Genomic DNA, 21,983 nt, shown 5'->3' on the forward strand with positions numbered 1-21,983 from the left:
ACAGGCGCTTTCTTCTACACTGTGGGGACAGCTGTTCTGCTTTTTGGAGGGAGTATGTACAACGTTAATATCGAACGCTTAAAAGAGACTTTATTTACTTTGTCGCGGATCGGGTATAACGAGGAAGATAAGGGAATTTATCGTCCTGGCTTTAGTGCCGCCGATTTTGAGGCGCGCAATTGGCTCATGGATTTGGCCCAAAGCGAAGGCTTTCGCACGCACATGGATGGCGCAGGCAATGTACACATTGAGTATGGACCGGAAAATACCAGTGCGGTTGTAGTCGGCTCACACCTTGACTCCGTGCCTGCGGGGGGCATGTTTGATGGCACTTTGGGGGTGATTGCTGGGCTCGAATGTTTACGGGTATTGAAACACCATGACGTTGCCTTAAAACACCCTGTGCGGGTAGTTGCTACTGCAGAAGAAGAAGGGCGCTTTGGCGGGATGTTTGGTGCGCAGGCACTGACCGGTAAATTAACCCCGCACGATATTCTCACTATGCATGATGCAGACGGCTACCTACTTAGTGACGCTATGAAAAGTTGCGGCCTTGATCCCATGCAAGCGCTGAGCGCAGCGTTTAGCCCAGAGGATTTAAAATGCTTTATTGAACTGCATATCGAACAAGGCCCTGTGCTTGATCAAACCGGTATACAAATTGGCGTTGTTGATGGCATTTCGGGTGTATTTAAGTGGATTGTGAAGCTGGTGGGTAAGGCCGACCATGCGGGCACCGCGCCGATGGAAATGCGTTCTGATGCGTTTATGGGGCTGGCGGATTTTGCCCATGAAATAAACCGTATTATTGATGAAGATGGCACCGAGTACAGTCGCATTACCGTAGGTAAAGCAGAGTTAAAGCCCGGGTTTGCTCACACTATTGCCGGTGAGGTGGATTTCACTTTAGTGGTTCGTGATATGGATCAACACATCATGGAAGCGTTGAGCCAAGCCTGCCGCAAAGCCCTTTCTGCTATCGCTCGACGCCATCAATTAATGTTTGAATACGAGCAGGTAAGTTGGTTAGCACCGCAGCATTGCAGCCCTGTATTAACAGACTTTATTGCCGAGCAAGCGCAGCAGCTAGGGCTGAACTATCAACGTATGCCCAGTGGTGCAGGCCATGATTGTCAGTTTTTTACCAGCCTCACAGAAACTGGGCTGATATTTATCCCTTCGGTCAATGGCATAAGCCATGCCCCTGATGAGTGGTCGCATTGGCATGACGTAGAGGCCGGAGCCAACTTGTTGCTGGCCTGCGTTGCCACCCAAGCAACCAGTTCGGGGTTAGTCAAAGCGACGCGTAAAGGCGATAAAAAAGTCACAAAGATTGCTAATAACTCAAATAAAAAAGTGGGCTAGCAGCAATTGCATAAAGATGTACTAGGCTTATTTTACTAAACTTTTTTAATTAAATGCTTAGTTTGAATTCAAAAAATTTGAGTGTTAGGGTTAATTTTTACGCATTAGGGACGCCTGCGGCAGTATGAAATTACTAAGTCAGTGTGTATTGGTAAGCTTTACCATCTTTGCGCTTGCAATGGGATGGGGTGTGGCTGGTGCGCAGAGTCAGCGTCCTATTATTATTGAACCCGTAGAGCAAAACGTCAGCGCCGGCTACTTTGATGTAAAGTTGCGTGCTGCACCGTCCTTGACCCTTAGTGAGCAAGAGCTCACCTCAATATTAACCAATGCGTACTTGCATATTGAATCTGATTCCCACCTGTTTCCCATAGAAGCTGCAGTCAATGGTCAGCAAGCCGTTACTATTAGTGGTTTGGCAGAGGGTCATTACACCGTTAATTTAGTTGCAGATGGTCAAGCACTCAGCGACAGCGCCACTGTTGTTGTGCAGCACCACAGTATGACTTTGGTTTGGCCGCTATTTACGCTTGGCTTGGTGCTTTTCATCGCTTTATTCGTGGTACTAATGCGGGGCTATGTAGCCGATAACCGAGCGCCGGATTCTTAGGAAGTAGCATGTTAGATACGCAAACTGCGCTCATTATCACCGCTATTTTTGCTATCGTTTGGGTTGTTTTCGGCTGGTGGCTTGGACGTCATGTTAAATCCCATGAAGACTTTGCTTTGGCAGGACGTAATGTTGGCTTTGCCTTTGCAACCGCCACCGCTATGGCAACCTGGGTCACCAGTAATACCACCTTGGTGGCACCACAATTGACGTACCAATTTGGTATTTGGGGGATGGTAGGTTACTCCTTTGCTGCGTTAGGGCTGCTGTTATTTGCTCCGCTTAGTCAACGCATTAAGCGGCTGTTGCCCACAGGGTTTACCAGTGGCGACTTTATCCGCTTACGCTTTGGTCGCTTTAGTTGGCGCATATTTCTCATTATTTCCTTGGTTTACGCCTTTAGCTGGCTAGTCAGTTTAGGCATGGCAGGGGGGATTTTGCTGGAATCACTCAGTGGCCTAGATTATCACTTGGGGATGACTGTAATCCTCACCATGTGCGTGCTATACACCTTATTCGGTGGGATGCGCGCGGTGATCGCTACCGATTTTATTCAAGCGCTGATTATCGTGATTGGCGTGATCATTGTGGCTGGTGTGGTGATCGATAACTACAGCTTGGAAACGGTACATCAGAACCTCGCTGCAGAGCATCCCATGCTGTTGGATTTATTGTTTCCTGCGGCATTACTGTTTTTGTTTAACAACATCTTTTTTGGCTTAGGAGAGATCTTTCACTCTAATGTATGGTGGTCACGGGCTTTCGCCTTTCGTGTTGATACCGCCAAAAAAGCGTACTTTACCGCCGGATTATTATGGTTGCCGATACCCATAGTGACAGGGTTTATAGCCCTTGCCGCGCCAACCTTAGGTATTTTCCCTCCCAGTGCAGATATGGTTGGCCCCATGGTGGCGGCAAATGTGCTTGGTTATGGTGGCGCTATTTTACTGTTTATCATTGTTTTCTCTGCGCTTGCCTCGAGTCTTGATTCACTTTTAGCAGCCACCTCTGACCTTATTACTCAGGATATTTATAACAAGCATATTAATCCTGATGCTGACTCTGAAACGTTAATGCGTATCGGCAAGCGAGTTATCGTCATTCTAGGGGTTGCTACATGGTTGTTGTGCCTGCCCAAACTAGCGACGCTTGGTGCCTTGCTTAATTTTGCCGGTGCGTTCGTTGCGAGCACCATTTGGCCCATCGTACTTGGCTTATATTACCGCCGCTTAATTGGCAAAAGTGCTGGTTTGGCCATGCTCTTGGGCACAACAAGCGGGTTGATTGGTTACTTTGCAATTGGTTTTTACGTCGCGGCATTAATTTCCTGTGCCGTGTCCTTGGTGGTTTGCATCATTGCATGCAAGCTGAATAACACGCCCTTTAATTGGCAGCAACTAAAGACACCAATGGAGGACAACCATGATCTCTAGCAGTTTGTTTTCTCTGTTGATATACGCCGCTCTGGTGCTGGCGTTGTTGTGTCCTATTTTACTCGTGACCTTATTTGTTCGCGATCATATTAAGGGAAAATTATGGTAAGTGCCCTCGCCATTGAAAAAGCCGCTTTTGATAGAGCTCGCCCTGATGTTTACGGTGATGCTCATCCGAAAGCGTTATTACGAGCAATTGAAGAGGATGGAGACTTACTCCATCAAGTCGAAAATCAGCATATCATCAGTGCTGATCAGTTGAACCGCGATATTTTGGTGCAGCTATTTCGTCTGGCTGCGAAATATGAAAGTAACCCTGCACGCTATCGCTCGCCGCTGCAAGGGAAGATTCTCATCAGTGCCTTTTATGAACCAAGTACGCGTACGCGGTTATCATTCGAAAGTGCTTGGCATCGCCTCGGTGGCGATATCATGTCAATTACCGATCGCTCCTCTACAGGGATTGCCAAAGGAGAGTCTCTCGCCGATGTCGCAGAGATGTTTAATAACTACGGCGACTGTGTGGTATTGCGAGACAATGCCAATGAGTCTATAGCGGAGATGGTTGGGCCGCTGCGTATTCCTATTATTAATGCCGGTAACGGTATTGATGAACACCCAACACAAGCAATGTCCGACCTATACACTATTTTCAAATGGTGTCCAGCGCTACTTAATCCAGAGCATGAGGATTTTCGCCAGCTAAAAATCGGCATTGTTGGCGTTCCGAATCAAATGCGCACGGTGCGTAGTCTGCTTAAAATGTTTGTGCATTTCCCCGAGATTGTCGATGAAATAGTATTACTCAACGACCAAGATGAAGACACCATATTCGACTCTGGCCAAAAACAGCAACTCATTGATGCCGGTATCCATATTCGTACCAGCAAGGAGATGGATGAGGTTCTGCCTCAGCTAGATGTGGTGTACATCAATGCCATTGCTTGGGTAGGCGATAGCTTTGAAACCTATGGCAAAAAATACGGCCTCAATTGCAAATCGCAGCTGAAAAAAGACGCCATCATCTTGCACCCTTTAGCTCGAGGTGAAGAGCTTTCCACTTGTTTAGATGATACGCCTCATAATTGGTACTTCTCCCAAGCGCGAGGCGCAGTATTTTTACGTATGGCACTTCTCACTTGTATGGTGCAGCGAGCCGATACAGTGATGGATGTCATTTAGCTAGCAGTTTAATTATTAAGGATTTTACATGTGCGGTATAGCGGGAGTATTTAATCTCGATCCAACTCAATCCATTGATCCACAGCTGCTTGTCAATATGGCGGCTATCCAACACCATCGCGGCCCCGATGGTTTCGGTTACCGTCGTATTGAGGGTAAAGGTATCGGCTTTAGTCATGCCCGCCTTTCTATTATTGACCTGAATGAGCAACGAGCACGACAGCCTTTTATGAGCAGTGATGAGCAACTGATGCTTACACACAACGGCGAGTTCTATGATTATGCCCGAATTCGTGCCGACTTAGTGGCTCAAGGCGCTCGTTTTCAATCGAAAAGTGACTCAGAAATTGTGCTCCATCTTTATCAGCGCCAAGGGATGCAAGCGATGCTGGAGCAACTGCGTGGGGAGTTTGCTTTTGCACTGTATGACAACAAAGAAGACACACTGCATTTAGTGCGTGACCGCTTCGGGATAAAGCCCCTGTATTACACGCAAACACAAGACGAAGTGGTGTTTGGCTCAGAGCTAAAAGTGCTGTTTGCGCACCCCAAGGTTAAGCGACAGTTTTCCAGTGATGGGCTCTATCACCAGCTTATTCAAGTGATGGTGCCGGGGAGCACGGCATTCGCTGACGTACACCAAGTCAAGCCGGGTCATGTTGTCAGTTTTAAACGGCAAAATGGGCAGTGGCAAATAACGGATAACCGCTATTGGGACGTTAACTTTCCCCATGCTGAGGAGCACCAAAATGACGCCGATGAACAGTTGTATATACAAGGAGTCCGCGAAAAGTTACTAGAAGCGGTGCAGCTGCGTTTAACAGCAGATGTGCCAGTTGGCTGTTACCTGTCGGGTGGCATTGATTCTTGCGCGATTCTTGGGCTCTCTTCGGCGGCGAGTCAGCAACCTATCAAGGCATTCACCATCGGCTTTGATAGCGACGATTATGATGAAACCCCCATAGCAAAAGAAATGGCCGAAGCCACGCAGGCCGATCATCACATCATGTCACTAAGCGGGGATGAGCTTTACAGTCATTTTGAGCGCACCTTATGGCATACCGAGCGCACCATTTACAACACCTTAGGTGTGGCAAAATACCTCATGAGCCAGCAGGTGAACGACGTAAACTATAAAGTGGTGATGACTGGAGAAGGGTCCGATGAGCTCTTTGCTGGCTACCCTTCGTTCCGTAACGACTTATTCCTTTATGGTATGGATGAAGTGGATGCCGATGAGCGCGAAAAGTGGCAGAGCATGTTACAAAAAACCAATAAGCTCTTTAAGGGCGCGATGCTCTCGCGCAATGAGTGTCATAATGAGGCCTTGGAAAGCTTAGTTGGTTTTACCCCGAGTTGTTTACAACCTTGGCTGGCTTGTGGTGAGTTCGCTGATGGGTTGGTGGCTGAGCAACATAAAACAGCCTTAGCTGATTACGATGCTGGCAAAGCCATTGCGGACACCTTTGACAACGACATGTTAGCAGGACGTCACCCTCTCGATAAGGCGCAGTATGTATGGATTAAAACCATGCTCGAAGGGCAGATTCTCACCTGGGGTGGTGACAGAGTCGATATGGCTAACTCGATGGAAGCGCGGCCAGCGTTCTTAGATCATCACCTTGCTGAGTTTGCTTTTAACATCCCCCCTCATCTGCGTATAAAAAACAACAAAGAAAAATACGTGTTACGTGAGGCAATGAAAGGGTTGCTGCCGGAGACCTTATACAAACGGGAAAAGTTTGCTTTTATGGCGCCGCCCGCTCACACCGATGAGAAAAAGTGGCAAGCGATGAAGCAGTTAGCTGACAAGTACCTAAGCGACGAGGCATTAGCACAATCAGGCCTGTTAGACCCGCAAGCTGTGGCGGATTTATTTGCCCTGCACGATGCCCCTGACACTGATGATGCATTGAAGGTGCAGTTGGACGCAGTGATTAATCATATGATTGGCGTTCAGGTATTGCATCAGCAGTTTGTTGCAACCGATGTGCCTCAACAGGCTGCACAATTGGCGCAACATTACGGTTGGCGTGCTGACGACGCGCATCAAGGTGCGCAAATATAAAAACCGAATAGGGCTGCAAGCGCAGCCCTTTTTTATGGTGTTAGGCAAAAGGTTTAAAGGCATCGTCCAGTGGTGTGTCGGCGAGGTGATTTACGTAGTTACTCATCACTTTTTGGCTGAGAGCAAGAATAATATCCAATAAATTCTGCTGACTATAGCCGGCAGCGAAAAAGGTCTTACTTTGTTCATCGCTCAAGTGACCACGCTGACGCACAATTTCGAGCGTGGTATCACGCAGTACTTCTAGCTTGTCGTCACCCAATGGCGCCTGGTCACGCAAAGCCTGATTAAGGTCGTCATCTACCTTCATTGATTTGGCAATAGCTGAGTGCGCAGGGACACAGTAATGGCATTCGTGTTCAACGTTAATACTCTGCCATACCACTGTTTTTTCGGCATTATTGAATGAGCTGTTTAAAAAGGCTTCATGCAATACTTGGTATCCGTGTAAAAGCTGTGGCGATTCGGCCATGACTGCGTGCAAATTAGGAATACTACCAAACGCTTGTTGTGACTTCTCTAGTAAGGGTTTGCTGCTTTCTGGCGCGGTCTCTGGGGTATGTAAAGTAAATTCTTTCATCGCTATCTCCTTTTGGTGTGTAGGGAGTAGACTAGGTTTATTTGAACGTTTATTCAAATAAGCTTTAGTTATATCTGACTTCACACCCATCTAAGGTGCGGTGAAATAAAATAACGGTACATCGGGTCGCACAGGGCAATAAAAAAGGGCCACTAGGCCCTTTTTTAAATCACTCACTACTTAGAAGTAATAACCAATATTGATATTGAAGCGGCGTTCTGTTTCGTCACTGTCACCAGCAATAGAACCCCCTACAAATGGCTGATTCTTAGCATGTACTAAGTCAAAGTAGGTGAATAACCCGCCTGCGGCAACAGAAACGCCAGTTACGTTCATCCACGTGTCTTCGCTGTTGTCAGACTTGTCGTAGATGATGCCGTAGTCATTGTAAAACTGCAGATTGGTTACCGGACCCCACTCAACAGGGAGGCTGTAGGCAATGTTGGCGTTGGTCATTGTGGCTTCTGCGGCAATACTGTCATAGAAGGAGTAAGCACCTACCGCCATGCGATCGACGTTGTCGATATCGTAGTTGTAGTCACCATGTTGCAACTGGAAGTTCCAAGGGCCGATGTTACTATTTACGTGTACAGCCCACGCTTGGTAATCTCCAGCACGGTCATTACCATCATGCAGGCCACCGGCTAAGCCAGAAACACCAATCTCAGTTTTGCCACCTTCATGCTCTAAGTGGTAAGCGTAACGACCTGAAAAGGTATTGTATTCACCAACCGGGTTGGTTGGCTCTGCGTAGATGCCATCACCCACATTTCTAAAGCCAACAACATCATAAGAGTAACGATCACTGCGATTATCGACGTAACCATCAACGCCACCTAGCTCATCATTTTTGAAAAAGCCAAGATCGAGCTGCCAGTTATCGGCTACTTTACGCTTAAATAGCACACCCATGTCATGGTCATCTTCTAAACCAATGTAGTAAGTGGTGCCGAAGAACCAGTTATGTGAGTTGTACGGCCAATTACCAAAAGGCACTTTGGTAATACCGGCCTGCACTTGCCAGTCTTCTGCGAAATCGTAGCCAACATAGGCATATTTCACCGCCGTCATGTAGTCGAAGAAGCGAATCTCAGCGTTGAGCTCGACATCACCAATATCGCCAGAGAAATTTAACCGGAAGATATCGAAGTCAAAGTCGCCGCCACGATTTTTATTATCATCATCGTAAGAGGTATGGCTGAAGTTGGTACGCACTGCACCACCTACATGAATGCCATCTTCTTTCTCGACGCTCTTTTCCATCGCCACTGTTTGCTCAAGCTGCTGTTCTTGTTGAGCAATACGGGTATTAATCTCTTCTTGCTGCTGTGCTTGTTGCTCTGCACTTTGCTCAGCGGCATCAAGCTTTTTCTGCAACTGCTGCATTTGCTTTTGCAACTGTGCCAGTTGCTCCTTCATTGCCTCCATTTCTGGGTTCGCCATTGCGGTGCCAGAAACACAGGTAATGGCAAGAGCCAATGCGGTCTTCTTGAACGTAGTCATAATTGCCCTATGTTGTTGCCATAATCACTTAGCCTAGACTAAGTATTTGAATTTTTCGAAGTTGATTAACCAGATTAAATACTGGCCAGTGGCGCTAAGGGATCATCCTAGATACGACCCCTCTATGCAAAACCGTGCTTTAGTGTAGCAAGAGGAACCGTTTTGGGGAAATGTGTAAGTGTTTACTAATATTAGAGTTATTCTGATTTTCCAGGGTCAACCTGACGGGTAATTGCACCCACTTCCAGTAGCGGAGAAGCATCTATGTTATCTGCGTCCATCATTGCGGCGATGCGCTGCATCGACGAAAGTAGCAGAGTTTGTTCCCATTCAGAGAGGCTGCTGAACTTCTCGATAAAGTGATCTTGAAGTGGTTGTGGAGCCTGATCAAGCAGCGCTTTGCCTTGCTCGGTTAAATATAAGCTCACTCGGCGTTTATCAAGTTGGCTGCGCACGCGGCTTACCAGCGCTCGGCTCTCTAGCCTATCTAAAATATTGGTGACTGTTGCCGGGCTAAGATTTACATTTTGGGCAATGCGGCTGGCCGTGATACCGTCGGTTTGTGCCACTTCATGCATAATTAGTAGCTGTGGGCCAGTGAGGCCGGAGGTTTTGTTCAGTTGTTTGGAGTGCAGATCAATGGCGCGGATGACCTTACGCAGGGCAATTAATAACTCGTCATACTTTTGCATTTCCAACCTCCAACTGACTAAAGCAGCCATTATACCTTTAAATACCAAGCGGACTACACCCCCTTGATAAAAACCGTTACGTTTAAGGTTTATAAAAACGTGGCGAGTTTAGGCTATTGAAACTAAAGTTAATCATTATTACCTAGCGCAATACAACTATGAGTATTAGAAGTAAGTTATTACTGGCCTTTATCAGTGCAATTATTCTACCTCTGGGTATCATTGCTGTTATTGTTATTAATCAAGCGCGTGACCAAGCGCTGAGTAACTTTCAAGACTTAACTAATCGCGAAGTCATCCAGATTGATAGAGGCCTCAGTTCGTTTTTTGCCGAGGTTGTGAAAGATGTGGACTTTCTCGCCTCACACCCCAAAGTGTTGGCAGCAACCACGGATGTCACTCTGTATAAAAACAGTGACACCAGCAGCGAACTCGATGCGCTAGCTGGCTCGCAAATTGAGCGGCAGGCGTTTACGTTGTTTAGCCATTTTGGCGAAACCCATCCAGGCCTTGCCTATGTGTATATGGGCAACCAAGAGGGCGGCTATATTCAGTGGCCACAATCAGCCGTCGGCCCTCGCTACGACCCGACCCAACGTCCGTGGTATCAACATGGTGCAAATGCCAATGGCGAGACGGTGCGCACCAATGCTTATTATTGGGCTGCTGATGATACGGTGATCGTGTCCACCGTAAAAGCGGTGAAAGAAGGCGGGCAAGTCGTGGGTGTGCAGGGGATGGATGTGTCGTTAAAGGCACTCACCGATATGGTTAAAAAAATCACTTTGGGTGAGTCGGGTTACCTCATGCTGGTAGAAGATAGCGGCACGGTATTAGTTAACCCTAAGGATCCGGAGCATAATTTTAAACAATTTTCCCAAGTCAGCAACGGCGCTTTTAGCGAATTGGCGCAAAGTCGTAATGGCGACTTTGAAGTGACGTTGGCCGGTGAGGATTACTATGCCCACCTCTATACCTCGCCACAGCTAGGTTGGAAGTTTATTGGCTTGGTGCCGCAAAGCGAGGTGATGGCGGCGGCTAACGCCATGACGTGGACGATTATAATTGTTTGCCTGGTACTTGCTGGGATATTTGCATTGTTAGGTAATACCATAGCAGGGCTTATCAGCGGCCCAATTATTACTGTTAGCAAAGGCTTAGAGGATATCTCCGAAGGCGATGGCGATCTTACCCAGCGGCTGCAAGTAAGCTCGAAAGATGAGACGGGTGCTTTGGCAGCGAACTTCAATGTGTTCTTAACTTCTATTGCCAAGTTGGTGGCACAAATAAATGACACCGCGAAAGAAGTGAATGAGGCTGCAACACATTCGCTGTCACTTTCGAGTAGCTTAAATGGTTATACTGACCAGCAGCAGCAGGCACTTGCAATGGCTGCCACGGCCATTAACGAAATGGCGGCAACCGCAAATGAAGTGGCGCAAAGTTGTGCCAATGCCGCCGATTTAGCGCAGCAAACACGCGATGCCTCCGAGCAAGGGCAAGAAGTCATTACCGAAGCCGTGGCCAGTGTCACTGAGTTGTCGCAGGCAATTACCTCGGCGGCGAGTGACATTACCCAGCTCGCACAAGAGAGCGAAAGTATTACCTCCATTTTGGATGTTATTCGAGCCATTGCTGAGCAAACTAACTTATTAGCACTCAATGCCGCAATTGAGGCGGCCCGTGCCGGTGAGCATGGACGTGGCTTTTCCGTTGTTGCCGATGAGGTGCGGGCGCTGTCACAACGAACCTCGCAATCGACAGAAGAAATCGCCACGCAATTGGATAAACTCAGGGCGATGAGCGAGAGGGTAGCGGGAGAGATGAATCAAAGCTTGGCTCGCAGCACCCAAACTGTTGAGCAAACCAATGCGGCGCAACAGCAGTTTGTGGAAATTAATCGCTCAGTGATGGATATTAGTGATCTCAATACGCAGATAGCGACGGCTGCAGAGGAACAGCAGCACGTGGCGGAAGATATTAATCGTAATGTCGTAGAGATTAAAACCGCCGCTGATGAAGTCAGTGAGGTGGCGACTAAAACAGACAGCAGTGGTCAGCGTTTAGATGCGCTTGCGAAACAATTGGCCGCCCTAGTTGGGCGCTTTAAAACCTAAATGCAAAGTAAAAACATGACCGCGAGATGAATTATTTTCGCGATATATTTACTTAATTATGATTATTTGGGTATGGTGAAGCTGCATTGGCTTTTTTAAGAAGGAACGAAGTATGCAGCTTTCACCTAGTGTTACTATTGCTCGATGTGAGTCGGGTTTAGAATACTTACAGGTTAATTCACCCTTGTGCCAAGCCCGTATTTTTCTCCAAGGCGCACAACTGACCGAATACACTCCAGCTAACCAAAAACCACTTATTTGGGTATCAAGCGAAGAGGATTACCAAGAAGGCAAAAGTATTCGTGGCGGGATCCCCATCTGTTGGCCTTGGTTTGGAGTGCATCAAAATCCCGAATGGCCCATTCATGGTGTGGCTCGAGTATCGTTATGGCGTGCAGAAGAAGTAAAAGAAGAACAAGACGCCATTCGCATCAGCTTGTCTTTGCCGATGGCGCAGGTGGATAAAACCTACTGGCCTCACAACACCAAGTTAGAGGTTGAATATGTACTGAGCGATAAACAGCTCGAGGTACGGTTGACTAACACCAACTTAGGTGACAGCCCAGTGCAACTAACACAAGCACTTCATAGCTACTTACCAACCCCAGATATTACGCAAACATCTGTAGACGGCTTGCAGGGGGCACAGTACATCGAGTTTGGTGAAGGGCCCTTTGAGCAACAAGAAGTGGTTCACTTTGGCCGTGAAACCGATATGGTCTACAGTGATGCACAGCCATTGCAGCGTATTCGCACCCCTGACGGCACCATCGAGGTTGCCCGGGAAAACTCGCGTTCGTGTGTTTTATGGAACCCCTGGGTAGATAAGTCTCAGCGGTTATCGAACTTTGCAGACGACGAATACCACAAAATGCTGTGTTTAGAGGCCGCAAATGTGCTTGACGATAAAGTGGAACTTGCGGCGCAGCAAAGCCACACGCTAGCAACCATTATTCGCTGGGGCTAGTAACGGTCTATGGGCTCGTCATTTAGTAATGAGCAGATTGAGCACCTGCCACAGCACCAAACCGTGCAATTGCAACCTTTGCCGGGAGCGGCGTTAGGCTACCGCCTAACTCGGGCCTTGTTGTGGTTAGTGGGGTTGCTCGTTGCTACAGCCGCTGTTGCCTATTTGCGACCGCTTGATTTTGCCGCTTTGCGTCCCTGGTTGCCCTACGTTCTCCCAGCTTATGCATGCCTACACATACTCTGGCAGTATCTTACTTATCGTCATAGCGGCTATGCTATTCGCGAGCATGATGTGATGTATCAACGGGGGGTTATTTGGCGAACAACCACCCTACTTCCTTTTGCTCGTATTCAGCACAGTGAAATTCATCATGGGCCACTTGAGCGGCTCTGGTCTGTAAGTACCTTGCAGTTATTTAGTGCCGGTGGTTTTGCTGCCGACCTAACCATGAGTGGACTGCATCATCAACAAAACCAAGCCCTGCGCGACGTTATACAGCAGTACCACAACGATGAGCAATAATAGTAGTAATACAGCTGAACCAGCGCAGCATTGGCAGCGCTTGAGCCCATGGGCGATTCTTTATTTCATTGTGAATACCGGTTACCGACTTATCGCTGATGGCTTCTTAAATATGTTGCCGGTCTTGGTGCTCTTTGTTGTAAATGTTGAACGTAAAATATTTTGGGCAACATGGGGTGGAGGAATTGCGCTGCTGGCATTAGTTGCGTACGGCTGTGCTTATTACGCAACATTTCGTTTTCGGGTGCAAGGCGATGCTCAAGTGTTGCTTCATAAAGGTGTGTTTACTAAAGAGCGTCTGGCGTTACGTTTTACACGGGTGCAAAATATTAACCTTGCCACGCCTTTTTACTTTGCCCCCCTCGGAAGAACAAACTGTCAGTTTGACGCCGCTGGTAGCAGTGACAAAGAGATAGTCTTACCCGCTTTGAGTAATGCCCATGCGCAGCAACTACGTCGCTTTATTCTAGCGTCGAAGCAGCGCAGTGATGAAGTGGAGGCTGATACAGAGCAAGAGGCTCAAGTAGCAACCTCGGCTGATTTAGCCTTGCCGAACCATGAAGTGGCTAAATATGGGTTAATGTCGAATATGGCATTGCTGGCGCTAGCGGCCCTCATGCCTATTGTGAATATGGTCGATGGACTCTTTGAGCAAGTGGTGATCGCTAATTTAGATGCCTTTTTCAATGCTCACGACCCCTTGGCTGCATACGCTGAAGAGTTAACCCTGATCACTTTGCTTATCGCCGCAGTGATACTTACTGTCGGTGGCTCAGTGATCATGGCGTTATTACGGTTTTATAATTTTGAACTTTTTATCGAGCAGGCCCGTTTTCGTCGAGTTGCTGGGTTGTTAGAGCGCCAGCAACTCAGCATGCGTTTCACCAAGGTGCAAAGCGCGACCATTAAGCAAAACTGGGTCGCGGTATTATTGCGCCGTTATACCCTGAGTTTTGCGCAAGTGGCTACCTTCGGCCCGAAACACCAGCAGGATAAGCAATCGCTGTTATTGCCGGTGTTAACGCATGCGCAGATGACCCAGATGATGGCAACGATGTTTCCTTGGTTTGCTAACTATGACAGTGATTTACAGCCGGTATCTCGGCGCTACTTTTGGCATCGCGTCGGTTTATTGGCCGCATTGCCATTAGCTACAGTGAGTTGTTCGTTAGCGGCTTTTATGCATTGGGCGTTCATTGCGTTGGCGCTGTTAATACTGCCTTTAGCGCTTTACCATTATTGTATATACAAGCGTCTTGGCTGGCAGTTAGTCAGTCATCAAGGGCAGGAGTTTTTAATCCATCGCAGTGGCCTAATTGGCAGTGTGCTCACGGTGTGTGAGCTCTTTAAAGCGCAGCAGGTCAGCGTGGTGCAAACAGCATTAATGGTCAAAGCACAGGTCGCAACCATTAGTATTCAGTTTGCGTCAAAGCGTCTCACCTTGCCATTTATGCCTGAGCAGCAAGCACGGATGCTGGCCGATCGACTGTTATTTCATATCGAAACCGACCAGCGCGCTTGGTTCTAAAGGTTTTTTTGCCTAGCTATAAGCCCGCTTGTGTTGTGTTTGTGCACGACGGTTGCGCTTCGAAGCCTTCTTACGACGGCTTCGCACATACCACAAATAAAACCCTGTGCCCGCCAACCAAACTGGGCTTAGACCGATCACAGCCCAGATGATTTTGCTAACAAGACCGGCAAAATAGCCAAAGTGTAATTTGCGAAAGCTATCGATTAATTGCCATCCAAATGCTACCTCACGGATATCCCAGTTACTCATATGGGCACCCGTGTCACGGTTATAAGTCACCATATTCCCGTATTCACTGAAAAGCGGGTTGCTGCTGTCGACTTCTCCCCAAAAGGTAATATGGTCATCCCCCTCATGAGGTAACGTGATGAAAGTTGGCTTAAAGCTGTCAATTTGTGTGCGACTGTCGTCCATTAATGACTGCAGTGATAAGTTTGCCGAATGTTGCTTGTCCATCACCACAGGGTGTTCTTCATCGGCATGTTCAATTACTTCGTGATACCACACAGCGTAGTTAAAGTAGCCCCCGGTGATCGCCAAAATAATGAGAATGGGAGAGCCAAAAACCCCCGTCATTTTATGAATGTCACTGAGCACAATTTGCAGCGTTGCTCGCCAGCGTAAAGTGAACAAACGACGCCAAAATTTGCGATAAATGACAAGTCCCGTAACCCCTAACACCAGTAAGAACAGTGCGAAGAAAAACCCCAGTACTGTTCCTGTTTGTCCTGGCAACGAGTCCAAATCATTGAGCATAAAAGTGTAATGTAGCTCTACCAAGAAGTCGGTAATGTAATGTGTGGTGCTAACAGGTTCAGAAAGTGTCTCGCCAGTGTATTGATTGACGTGGAACTTGTACCAATCCTCGGTGCCTTTTTTGATTGTGTACACTCTATCTGCAGTGTCATTATCAAATACTTCCCACGCAGCAATAACATGTTCTGGATAACGTTGTTCGATGCGCTCGGTGAGCGTATCAAGCGACAACCGCTGTTCAGTATTGGCGACGGCAAAGTGTTTTTGCGGCATTAGCCAGCCATCTATTTCGCTTTTAAACACCAAAATAGCACCAGTGATACTGATCAACAGTAGTGGCAGCATGGCAGCAAGAGCTAACCAGCTATGAATTTTAAATAGGGTTTTACGCATGGGACTAAGCGAGCTTTCTGACGGTTATGCAAATAATAACGATTATCAAAAATAATACAACCATACTCGTTAAGCGTAAACATAAGCTGAAACTGTAATTATATCTTTACGTTTGCATGGTGCGTTGAGTGCCGTATTGCTATTGCTTAGTTGGCTAGCATCTATACAATGCGCGCCTTCAAAAAGTTGTTAATAATCATGTATTTACATTAATTATTTGTTTATTAACGGCCTGTTTTCTATTTTAACGATTAGTTTAACAAAAGAGGTTGCTTTGACTGAGTATTTGCCCATTATTTCGTCTTTTATCTTAGCTTTTAGCTTTATGCCGATGCTAAATAAAGTTCGCAAAAACCGCAGTGTTTCTGGGCTTTCTTTGCTTATGATGAGTTTTGGCGTAGCGCAAAGTATTTACTTTATTGCCTTCAACCTATTTTTTGAGCGTTACTACATGGTTTTACCTTTTGTGGTGACCGGTATGCTCAGTAGCCTTATTTTGTACTATTTTCTTCGTTACGATGCCGCAGCCAAGCAGCGTAAGCAATTATTGTACATGCTACTATTCAGCGTGGCGCCGTTCTCTTTATTGGCTAGCCCTTACGTTGATGCCGATAGTCTGCTTATCGCTCTGACGTATGTTGGTCTGGTTATGAGCTCAATTCGCGTTATGCCACAAACCTATAAAACTTTGCGCAGTGGTGATGTTAGTAACTTGAGTGCGCGCTATTTTATGTTGCAGCTTTTGGCAGGGTGCTTTGGTCTGACGGCTGAACTTTATATGGCGGCGCCCAGCGTGTCGCATATTCTTAACTTTGTGATGATCTTATTGACCAATGCGGCGCAATTAGCCTGTATTCAATATTACCGTCATCGTCCTGCTATGGCATAAGTTCGAAGTAAAAAAGGCTGCCCGTATGCAGCCTTTTTCATCGTTAAAATACCCCACTTTATGCCCTCTCTTGTCGCCCTTTCAAGTCGCCTAATCCTTCCGTCTTGTTGATACGTATTATCGGTCATGGCTACAGGTGATGCCGTGGTGTAAAGAAACTGCAAAGTAGTAATACTTCCTTACAAATGTCACCTTACTTATACACGGCAACTTGTTAATATAACGTGAGTATAGATTTATCAAGGTAAGTGGGTATGCACAAGGTACTGAAAAAGTTGTTGGTGGCGTTCGGAGTCGTGTTAGTAACGGGGCTTGCTGGAGCCGCTGTTATGGTGTCGGCAAAGAAGCCAGATGAGACCAAGCAAGTTGATACACGCCCAGTCGTTGAGGTAGAGCAGCTTGCGGCCAACGATCATCAAGTGTTGCTATCCACATATGGTGAGGTACGGCCTCTTGAAAGCACTCAGCTTGCCGCGCAGGTTACTGGCGAGGTGATAAGCTGGAACGAACGCTTTGTTGCAGGCGGTATTGTTGAGCGTGGCGAGCTGCTGTTCACTATTGAAAAAGACAACTATGAAGCGGCGGTATTACAAGCCGAAGCAGAGCTTGCTCGGGCCCAAGCGGCATTAATTGAGGAACAAGCACAACAAGACGTCGCTAAAGACGAAGCTGCCCGTACGCCGGGTGTAAAACGTTCAGCATTATTCCTGCGTGAACCTCAGGTGCTCAGCGCCAAAGCTGCTGTGAAATCAGCAGAAGCAGCGTTAAAGCGTGCTCAGCGTGATTTAGACAACTGCGAAGTCCGGGCCCCCTACGATGCCTTAGTGATCAGCCGAAACGTAGGCCAAGGACAGTTCGTTTCTGTTGGTAGCCAAGTAGCTGAACTTAACAATATCGAGACGGCTGAAGTGATTGTCCCCGTGGCTGGTTTTGACAGTGCCTTTTTACCACAGCGTGTTGCTGGCACGCCGGCCACCATTATCCGGGAGGGTTTAAACGGTTTCACTCGCAGTGCCGTGATCGATCGCGATTTAGGCGTGGTCGACAGCGCTACGCGTATGAGTAACTTGGTGGTGCGTGTTAACGATCCCTACGCTATGCACGGGCAATTGCCTAAGCTGAAGTTTGGCAGCTATGTGCAAGTGCAGTTCGCCGGACAAACTTTGAAAGAGATTTTCCGCCTGCCCCAAGAGCTGGTGAATAACCAGACGGTGTGGGTGGTGAATAAAGACAACCTGCTGCAACCTCGACAAGTCAAAGTGGTACGTGAAGAAGATGAGTTTTTTCTGATCAGTGGTGGTCTTGATGCTGACGACCGTGTGGTTGTCACTTTGCCTGAGTACCCGCAAGAAGGCATGGAAGTGCGTATTGCCGGAGCTGTAAGTAGCTCTGAAAATAGCCCCAAGACAACGGATCAACTGTAGGAGCCGATAATGCAACAGCAAAAACAAACCGGCATTATCGCTTACTTTGCCAATAACCCTGTGGCTGCCAACTTGATGATGTTATTCATCATCATTATGGGTATCGTGAGTTACATGACCATCCAGCGGCAGATGTTTCCCAATGTTGAAGTCAACTATATCACCGTTCAGGCTAATTACCCTGGGGCGTCACCACAAGAGATTGAAGAAAGCATCCTGATCAAAATTGAAGAGTCACTTAAGGATGTAACTGAAATCGAAAAAGGGGTGTATCGTGCCTTTCGCAACTCAGGAAGCGCGCAGTTAGAGATAGACCCAGATGTTGAGCTCACCGATGTTTTAGATAAAGTTAAGCTGCGTGTTGATGGCATCGCGACCTTTCCTGCGGGAATGGAGCCTGTCACCATTAGCCAAGTAGAGTTCCGCCAAGATGTCATAGGCATGTCTTTGGTGGCTGATTTACCTCTGACAGAACTCAAGCCTATAGCCAATAACATTGAGGATGAGTTACTACAGCTAAGCAATGTGTCGTTGGTGCAAAACGATGTGCCACTCGATGAGATTGCTATTGAAATCAAGCCTGATACTTTGCGCCGTTATAGCCTCACACTTAATGATGTGGCTAGTGCGGTAAGGCGTTATTCGGCTAACTTCTCCGCTGGTCAATTACGTACCGATGCCGGCATTATCTCTGTGCGTGTAGAGGCGCAGTCATACTCTGGTGAGGAGTTCCGCTCTATTCCAGTGAAAGTTGGTGCTAATGGCGCTAAGGTCCTACTGCAAGATGTGGCGGTAATAAAAGACGGTTTCACCGAGGGTGAGCGTTATTTCAAGTTCAATGGTAAAAACGCCATTTATCTCAGCGTGAAAGCAACCAAAGAACAAAATATGATTCCCGTAGCCGAATCAGTTAAAGCCTATATCGACAGTAAGAATGAGTCGCTCCCCTCTGGAGTGCGTCTTGTCCCCTTGATGGATATGACTTACTACCTCAATGCGCGCTTGGACATGATGCTGAAAAACTTGTTCCAAGGGGCCATTTTGGTGGCCATTATGTTGAGCTTGTTTTTACGTTTTAAATTGGCTCTGTGGGTGATGGTGGGCTTACCAGTCTGTTTCTTGGGTGCCCTGATGACCATGCCGTTATTTGGCATTAGTATCAATATCGTATCGTTATTCGCCTTTATCATGGTACTTGGAATCGTGGTGGATGATGCCATTGTCATAGGCGAAAGTGCCTATACAGAAATTGAGAGAAAAGGCGGTGGCGTTGAAAATGTGGTGCGCGGCGCTAAACGTGTCGCCACACCGGCGACCTTCGGGGTGCTTACTACGATGGCGGTATTCGCGCCGTTTACACTATCAAGTGGTCCTGAACGAGCCTTCTTCTTCGGTATCGCCGTGGTAGTGATGGCGTGTTTGGCGTTTAGCTTGATTGAATCAAAACTGATTTTACCTGCGCACATCGCTCATACTAAGTTCCCACCTATTAAAAAAGATGGGTTCAGAACGCGCTTTAACACTCGATTCTTTGCTTTCGTTAATGGCCCTTACCGACGCACGGTAGAAAAGTGCATCGAGTGGCGTTGGGTGGTGCTATTGGGTTTCATCGGTATGTTAGTGCTCAGTTTTACACTTATAGCCAGCAACCATGTGCGCATGGTTCCCACACCAAAAGTGCCGCATGACTTCCCGCAAATTAATATCGAGATGAACGACAATGCCTCGGACATGCAAACTATCCGAGCGGTGCAAAAAATTGAAGCCATGGTGCGTGAAGTTGATCGCGAAACAGAACAACAAGCTGGGCAAAAAATGGTGCGTGATTTGTTGGTGTTTAACCAAGGTCGCACGGAAGCCACAGTTTTGGCGCCACTCGTTGAAGAGGAAATTCGCCCTTATAACGCTTTTGAACTGTCGCGCCGTTGGCGCGAAGCTATGCCAGAAATAGCCGGCATTAAATCACTGACTATCCAAGATGATGTCAACGGTAACCCGGGAGGGGACGGCGAATTCGGTTACCTATTGTTTGGTTCCGATATTGATACGCTTAATGCCGCTGGGCGTCAGTTTATCTCCATGCTGCAACAGCAAAAGGGGTTGTTTGATATTAGTTCAACCATCGACCCAGCAAGCAAGGAAGTGCAGCTTAGTCTCAAGCCAGTGGCCTATGACTTGGGTCTAGATTTGCAAGATATTGCTAATCAAGTTGGGGCAAGTTTCTATGGTGGTGAAGCGCAACGGGTGATCCGCAATGGTGAAGAAGTACGGGTGATGGTGCGTTACCCTAAACTGACGCGCGAGGCGTTCTCATCGTTAAAACACACCGTAGTGATGACTCCTAGCGGTCAAGAAGTGATGTTAGGTGATGTGGTTGAACTTCAAGAGCGCCCGGGTGTGAGCTATATCCGCCGCGAGGGGGGTTACCGCACCGTCTATGTGTATGGCAGCATCGATGAAGAAATGGTGGAGCCAACAGCCGTTGTTAAACGCATTAAAGAAGACCTACTGCCACAGCTAAAAGAGGACTTTCCTTCGGTTAAAACTGAGCTTGGCGGCTCCATTGAAGAGCAGCAAGCGCAGGCAAATGAGCAAATGCTGTTTTTCATTGCGGGAATGATCATTGTTTATATTCTTTTAGCTGTGCCGCTGAAGAGTTATAGCCAGCCACTCATTGTGATGTCGGTGATCCCGTTCAGCTTAACAGGAGCATTGTGGGGACATTTTTGGTTCGGCCTTGACCTCAGTACCATGTCTTTCTTCGGCCTAATCGCCGCCGCCGGTGTGGTTATCAATGACTCATTGGTAATGACTGACTTTGTCAACCAAGCGCGCCGTGAAGGACACAGCACGGCCAGGGCAGTGGTTGAGGGTGGCTGCGCCCGTTTTCGTGCTATTACCCTGACGTCGATTACTACCTTTGCCGGTGTCTTACCCATTATGTTCGAAACCAGCCTACAAGCTAAATTCGTCATCCCTATGGCCGTAGCATTAGGCTTTGCGGTAATGTACGCAACTTTACTGACACTCATTTTAGTACCTTGCTTATATATGATACTGGCTGACGTGCGCCGAGCATTTGTTAAGTTCTGGCAGTTATTCAGTCGCAGGCCAAAAGCGGCAAAGGCGTAAGCAACTAATAGAAGGGAAGGAGACTTCCCTTTTTTAGTATCAAAGTATTATATTGCTTCAATAAACCAATACTTTATTGCGCTATGGCAAAGGGTGAAAGTAGAATATTAATCTTTCAGCTGGTTAAAAATTAAGTTACCTTTAAGTTTTAATTAAGCTTTATTGGGTTGCTACCTGGTTTGTTTAGGAAAGCCAAATTGTGAGGTTTGCAATGGTGAAGTCTTTACCCGAAAGTGAATGGATCAGCGTGGGCACGCTTAGTAGCCATACTCAGTTGTTCCGTGGCGACGTGGTTGAAGTAGAAGTATACGACACCCAAGGGCTAGTCAAAGATCTCAGTTTTGTCATCAATATTGAATCGGACCAGCAAGGGGAACCTCAGAATTGGTCCCGTGAAGTGGCGCAATACATTAACACTCATATTCCTTTAATGCAGGCTGGGCGCATGACCGAGCAAGGATTGATTGTTGGCTATCGTGGTAATGAAATTTATGCCAGTAGTCGCTGTGGCATTACTGAGGTAGTCATTAATTATAACTGTGTAGCTAAAAGCCAAGATCAGGTAGGAGAAATGGCTTCCGGCTATGATCACATTTTTCCTGTTAACCACGAGTCCTATCGCGCTGGTGACCGAGTACTGCATTTAGCGACTGGTAAGGTGTACCGTTGCAAGCCTTGGCCGTATACCGAACTGTGTCGTTTGGGTGGTAAAAACCACGATCAATACGAACCAGGCGTTGGCTTAAATTGGCAAACAGCTTGGCAAGAAGTAGAGGAATAGTCGCCCTGTTGAGCAAATGATACACTGACGGCTCA

Annotated in this window: 17 protein-coding genes; 13 read left to right on the forward strand and 4 right to left on the reverse strand. The window is 47.3% G+C overall.

Annotated elements, in window-relative coordinates:
- Positions 1 to 54: 54 nt before the first annotated feature.
- The 5 genes from EXT46_RS08790 to asnB all read left to right on the forward strand — a co-directional run bounded on the left by EXT46_RS08790 (position 55) and on the right by asnB (position 6,658).
- Complete coding sequence (locus EXT46_RS08790; RefSeq protein ID WP_130146740.1) at positions 55 to 1,365, forward strand: Zn-dependent hydrolase; 1,311 nt, start codon at positions 55 to 57, stop codon at positions 1,363 to 1,365.
- 124 nt (positions 1,366 to 1,489) lie between these two features.
- Positions 1,490 to 1,975, forward strand: a complete 486-nt coding sequence (locus EXT46_RS08795; protein ID WP_130146743.1) for a hypothetical protein — start codon at positions 1,490 to 1,492, stop codon at positions 1,973 to 1,975.
- 8 nt (positions 1,976 to 1,983) lie between these two features.
- Positions 1,984 to 3,408, forward strand: a complete 1,425-nt coding sequence (locus EXT46_RS08800) for a sodium:solute symporter family protein (protein WP_130146745.1) — start codon at positions 1,984 to 1,986, stop codon at positions 3,406 to 3,408.
- A gap of 102 nt (positions 3,409 to 3,510) precedes the next feature.
- Entirely contained in the window at positions 3,511 to 4,590 is a 1,080-nt protein-coding gene (locus EXT46_RS08805) for an aspartate carbamoyltransferase (RefSeq protein WP_022944944.1), read from the forward strand.
- A 28-nt stretch (positions 4,591 to 4,618) separates the two neighbouring features.
- Positions 4,619 to 6,658: an asparagine synthase (glutamine-hydrolyzing) gene (asnB, locus tag EXT46_RS08810; RefSeq protein WP_130146747.1), complete on the forward strand. Its 2,040-nt coding sequence runs from the start codon at positions 4,619 to 4,621 to the stop codon at positions 6,656 to 6,658.
- A 40-nt stretch (positions 6,659 to 6,698) separates the two neighbouring features.
- Here the strand turns inward: asnB and EXT46_RS08815 are convergent, their stop codons facing one another.
- The 3 genes from EXT46_RS08815 to EXT46_RS08825 all read right to left on the reverse strand — a co-directional run bounded on the left by EXT46_RS08815 (position 6,699) and on the right by EXT46_RS08825 (position 9,433).
- Entirely contained in the window at positions 6,699 to 7,238 is a 540-nt protein-coding gene (locus EXT46_RS08815) for a carboxymuconolactone decarboxylase family protein (RefSeq protein WP_022944946.1), read from the reverse strand.
- 180 nt (positions 7,239 to 7,418) lie between these two features.
- Positions 7,419 to 8,741 (reverse strand): porin, encoded by a 1,323-nt coding sequence (locus tag EXT46_RS08820; RefSeq protein ID WP_053911047.1) that lies wholly within the window; start codon positions 8,739 to 8,741, stop codon positions 7,419 to 7,421.
- Positions 8,742 to 8,938: 197 nt separating this feature from the next.
- The gene (locus tag EXT46_RS08825; protein WP_022944948.1) at positions 8,939 to 9,433 is read right to left on the reverse strand and encodes a MarR family transcriptional regulator; all 495 of its coding nucleotides are present in this window, start codon (positions 9,431 to 9,433) and stop codon (positions 8,939 to 8,941) included.
- 158 nt (positions 9,434 to 9,591) lie between these two features.
- On the opposite strand from EXT46_RS08825, the gene EXT46_RS08830 reads away from it, so the two are divergent.
- From EXT46_RS08830 to EXT46_RS08845, 4 genes are all read left to right on the forward strand, one after another.
- Positions 9,592 to 11,550, forward strand: a complete 1,959-nt coding sequence (locus tag EXT46_RS08830; protein WP_130146749.1) for a methyl-accepting chemotaxis protein — start codon at positions 9,592 to 9,594, stop codon at positions 11,548 to 11,550.
- 112 nt (positions 11,551 to 11,662) lie between these two features.
- Positions 11,663 to 12,517 (forward strand): D-hexose-6-phosphate mutarotase, encoded by an 855-nt coding sequence (locus EXT46_RS08835; RefSeq protein WP_053911049.1) that lies wholly within the window; start codon positions 11,663 to 11,665, stop codon positions 12,515 to 12,517.
- Positions 12,518 to 12,526: 9 nt separating this feature from the next.
- Positions 12,527 to 13,042 (forward strand): PH domain-containing protein, encoded by a 516-nt coding sequence (locus EXT46_RS08840; RefSeq protein ID WP_022944951.1) that lies wholly within the window; start codon positions 12,527 to 12,529, stop codon positions 13,040 to 13,042.
- Positions 13,032 to 14,570 (forward strand): PH domain-containing protein, encoded by a 1,539-nt coding sequence (locus tag EXT46_RS08845; protein WP_130146751.1) that lies wholly within the window; start codon positions 13,032 to 13,034, stop codon positions 14,568 to 14,570. The genes EXT46_RS08840 and EXT46_RS08845 overlap by 11 nt, the downstream gene beginning before the upstream one ends.
- A 12-nt stretch (positions 14,571 to 14,582) precedes the next feature.
- On the opposite strand, the gene EXT46_RS08850 is transcribed toward EXT46_RS08845, so the two are convergent.
- Complete coding sequence (locus tag EXT46_RS08850) at positions 14,583 to 15,722, reverse strand: PepSY-associated TM helix domain-containing protein (RefSeq protein ID WP_130146753.1); 1,140 nt, start codon at positions 15,720 to 15,722, stop codon at positions 14,583 to 14,585.
- Between the two features lie 274 nt (positions 15,723 to 15,996).
- Between EXT46_RS08850 and EXT46_RS08855 the strand changes: the two genes are divergently transcribed.
- The 4 genes from EXT46_RS08855 (at position 15,997) to EXT46_RS08870 (ending at position 21,948) form a co-directional block, all read left to right on the forward strand.
- Positions 15,997 to 16,611: a PQ-loop domain-containing transporter gene (locus tag EXT46_RS08855; RefSeq protein WP_040643146.1), complete on the forward strand. Its 615-nt coding sequence runs from the start codon at positions 15,997 to 15,999 to the stop codon at positions 16,609 to 16,611.
- Between the two features lie 329 nt (positions 16,612 to 16,940).
- On the forward strand, positions 16,941 to 18,035 hold the full coding sequence (locus EXT46_RS08860) for an efflux RND transporter periplasmic adaptor subunit (RefSeq protein ID WP_240701116.1): 1,095 nt from the start codon (positions 16,941 to 16,943) through the stop codon (positions 18,033 to 18,035).
- A gap of 9 nt (positions 18,036 to 18,044) precedes the next feature.
- On the forward strand, positions 18,045 to 21,167 hold the full coding sequence (locus EXT46_RS08865; protein WP_130146757.1) for an efflux RND transporter permease subunit: 3,123 nt from the start codon (positions 18,045 to 18,047) through the stop codon (positions 21,165 to 21,167).
- Between the two features lie 211 nt (positions 21,168 to 21,378).
- Positions 21,379 to 21,948, forward strand: a complete 570-nt coding sequence (locus EXT46_RS08870; protein WP_022944957.1) for a hypothetical protein — start codon at positions 21,379 to 21,381, stop codon at positions 21,946 to 21,948.
- Positions 21,949 to 21,983: the final 35 nt, after the last annotated feature.

Source organism: Pseudoalteromonas sp. CO325X (genome assembly GCF_004208955.1).
Taxonomy (GTDB): domain Bacteria; phylum Pseudomonadota; class Gammaproteobacteria; order Enterobacterales; family Alteromonadaceae; genus Pseudoalteromonas; species Pseudoalteromonas ruthenica.

Coding starts and splice junctions, on each gene's coding strand:
- EXT46_RS08790 (WP_130146740.1), top strand. CDS start 55: ATGTACAACGTTAATATCGAACGCTTAAAAGAGACTTTATTTACTTTG.
- EXT46_RS08795 (WP_130146743.1), top strand. CDS start 1,490: ATGAAATTACTAAGTCAGTGTGTATTGGTAAGCTTTACCATCTTTGCG.
- EXT46_RS08800 (WP_130146745.1), top strand. CDS start 1,984: ATGTTAGATACGCAAACTGCGCTCATTATCACCGCTATTTTTGCTATC.
- EXT46_RS08805 (WP_022944944.1), top strand. CDS start 3,511: ATGGTAAGTGCCCTCGCCATTGAAAAAGCCGCTTTTGATAGAGCTCGC.
- asnB (WP_130146747.1), top strand. CDS start 4,619: ATGTGCGGTATAGCGGGAGTATTTAATCTCGATCCAACTCAATCCATT.
- EXT46_RS08815 (WP_022944946.1), bottom strand. CDS start 7,238: ATGAAAGAATTTACTTTACATACCCCAGAGACCGCGCCAGAAAGCAGC.
- EXT46_RS08820 (WP_053911047.1), bottom strand. CDS start 8,741: ATGACTACGTTCAAGAAGACCGCATTGGCTCTTGCCATTACCTGTGTT.
- EXT46_RS08825 (WP_022944948.1), bottom strand. CDS start 9,433: ATGCAAAAGTATGACGAGTTATTAATTGCCCTGCGTAAGGTCATCCGC.
- EXT46_RS08830 (WP_130146749.1), top strand. CDS start 9,592: ATGAGTATTAGAAGTAAGTTATTACTGGCCTTTATCAGTGCAATTATT.
- EXT46_RS08835 (WP_053911049.1), top strand. CDS start 11,663: ATGCAGCTTTCACCTAGTGTTACTATTGCTCGATGTGAGTCGGGTTTA.
- EXT46_RS08840 (WP_022944951.1), top strand. CDS start 12,527: ATGGGCTCGTCATTTAGTAATGAGCAGATTGAGCACCTGCCACAGCAC.
- EXT46_RS08845 (WP_130146751.1), top strand. CDS start 13,032: ATGAGCAATAATAGTAGTAATACAGCTGAACCAGCGCAGCATTGGCAG.
- EXT46_RS08850 (WP_130146753.1), bottom strand. CDS start 15,722: ATGCGTAAAACCCTATTTAAAATTCATAGCTGGTTAGCTCTTGCTGCC.
- EXT46_RS08860 (WP_240701116.1), top strand. CDS start 16,941: ATGGTGTCGGCAAAGAAGCCAGATGAGACCAAGCAAGTTGATACACGC.
- EXT46_RS08865 (WP_130146757.1), top strand. CDS start 18,045: ATGCAACAGCAAAAACAAACCGGCATTATCGCTTACTTTGCCAATAAC.
- EXT46_RS08870 (WP_022944957.1), top strand. CDS start 21,379: ATGGTGAAGTCTTTACCCGAAAGTGAATGGATCAGCGTGGGCACGCTT.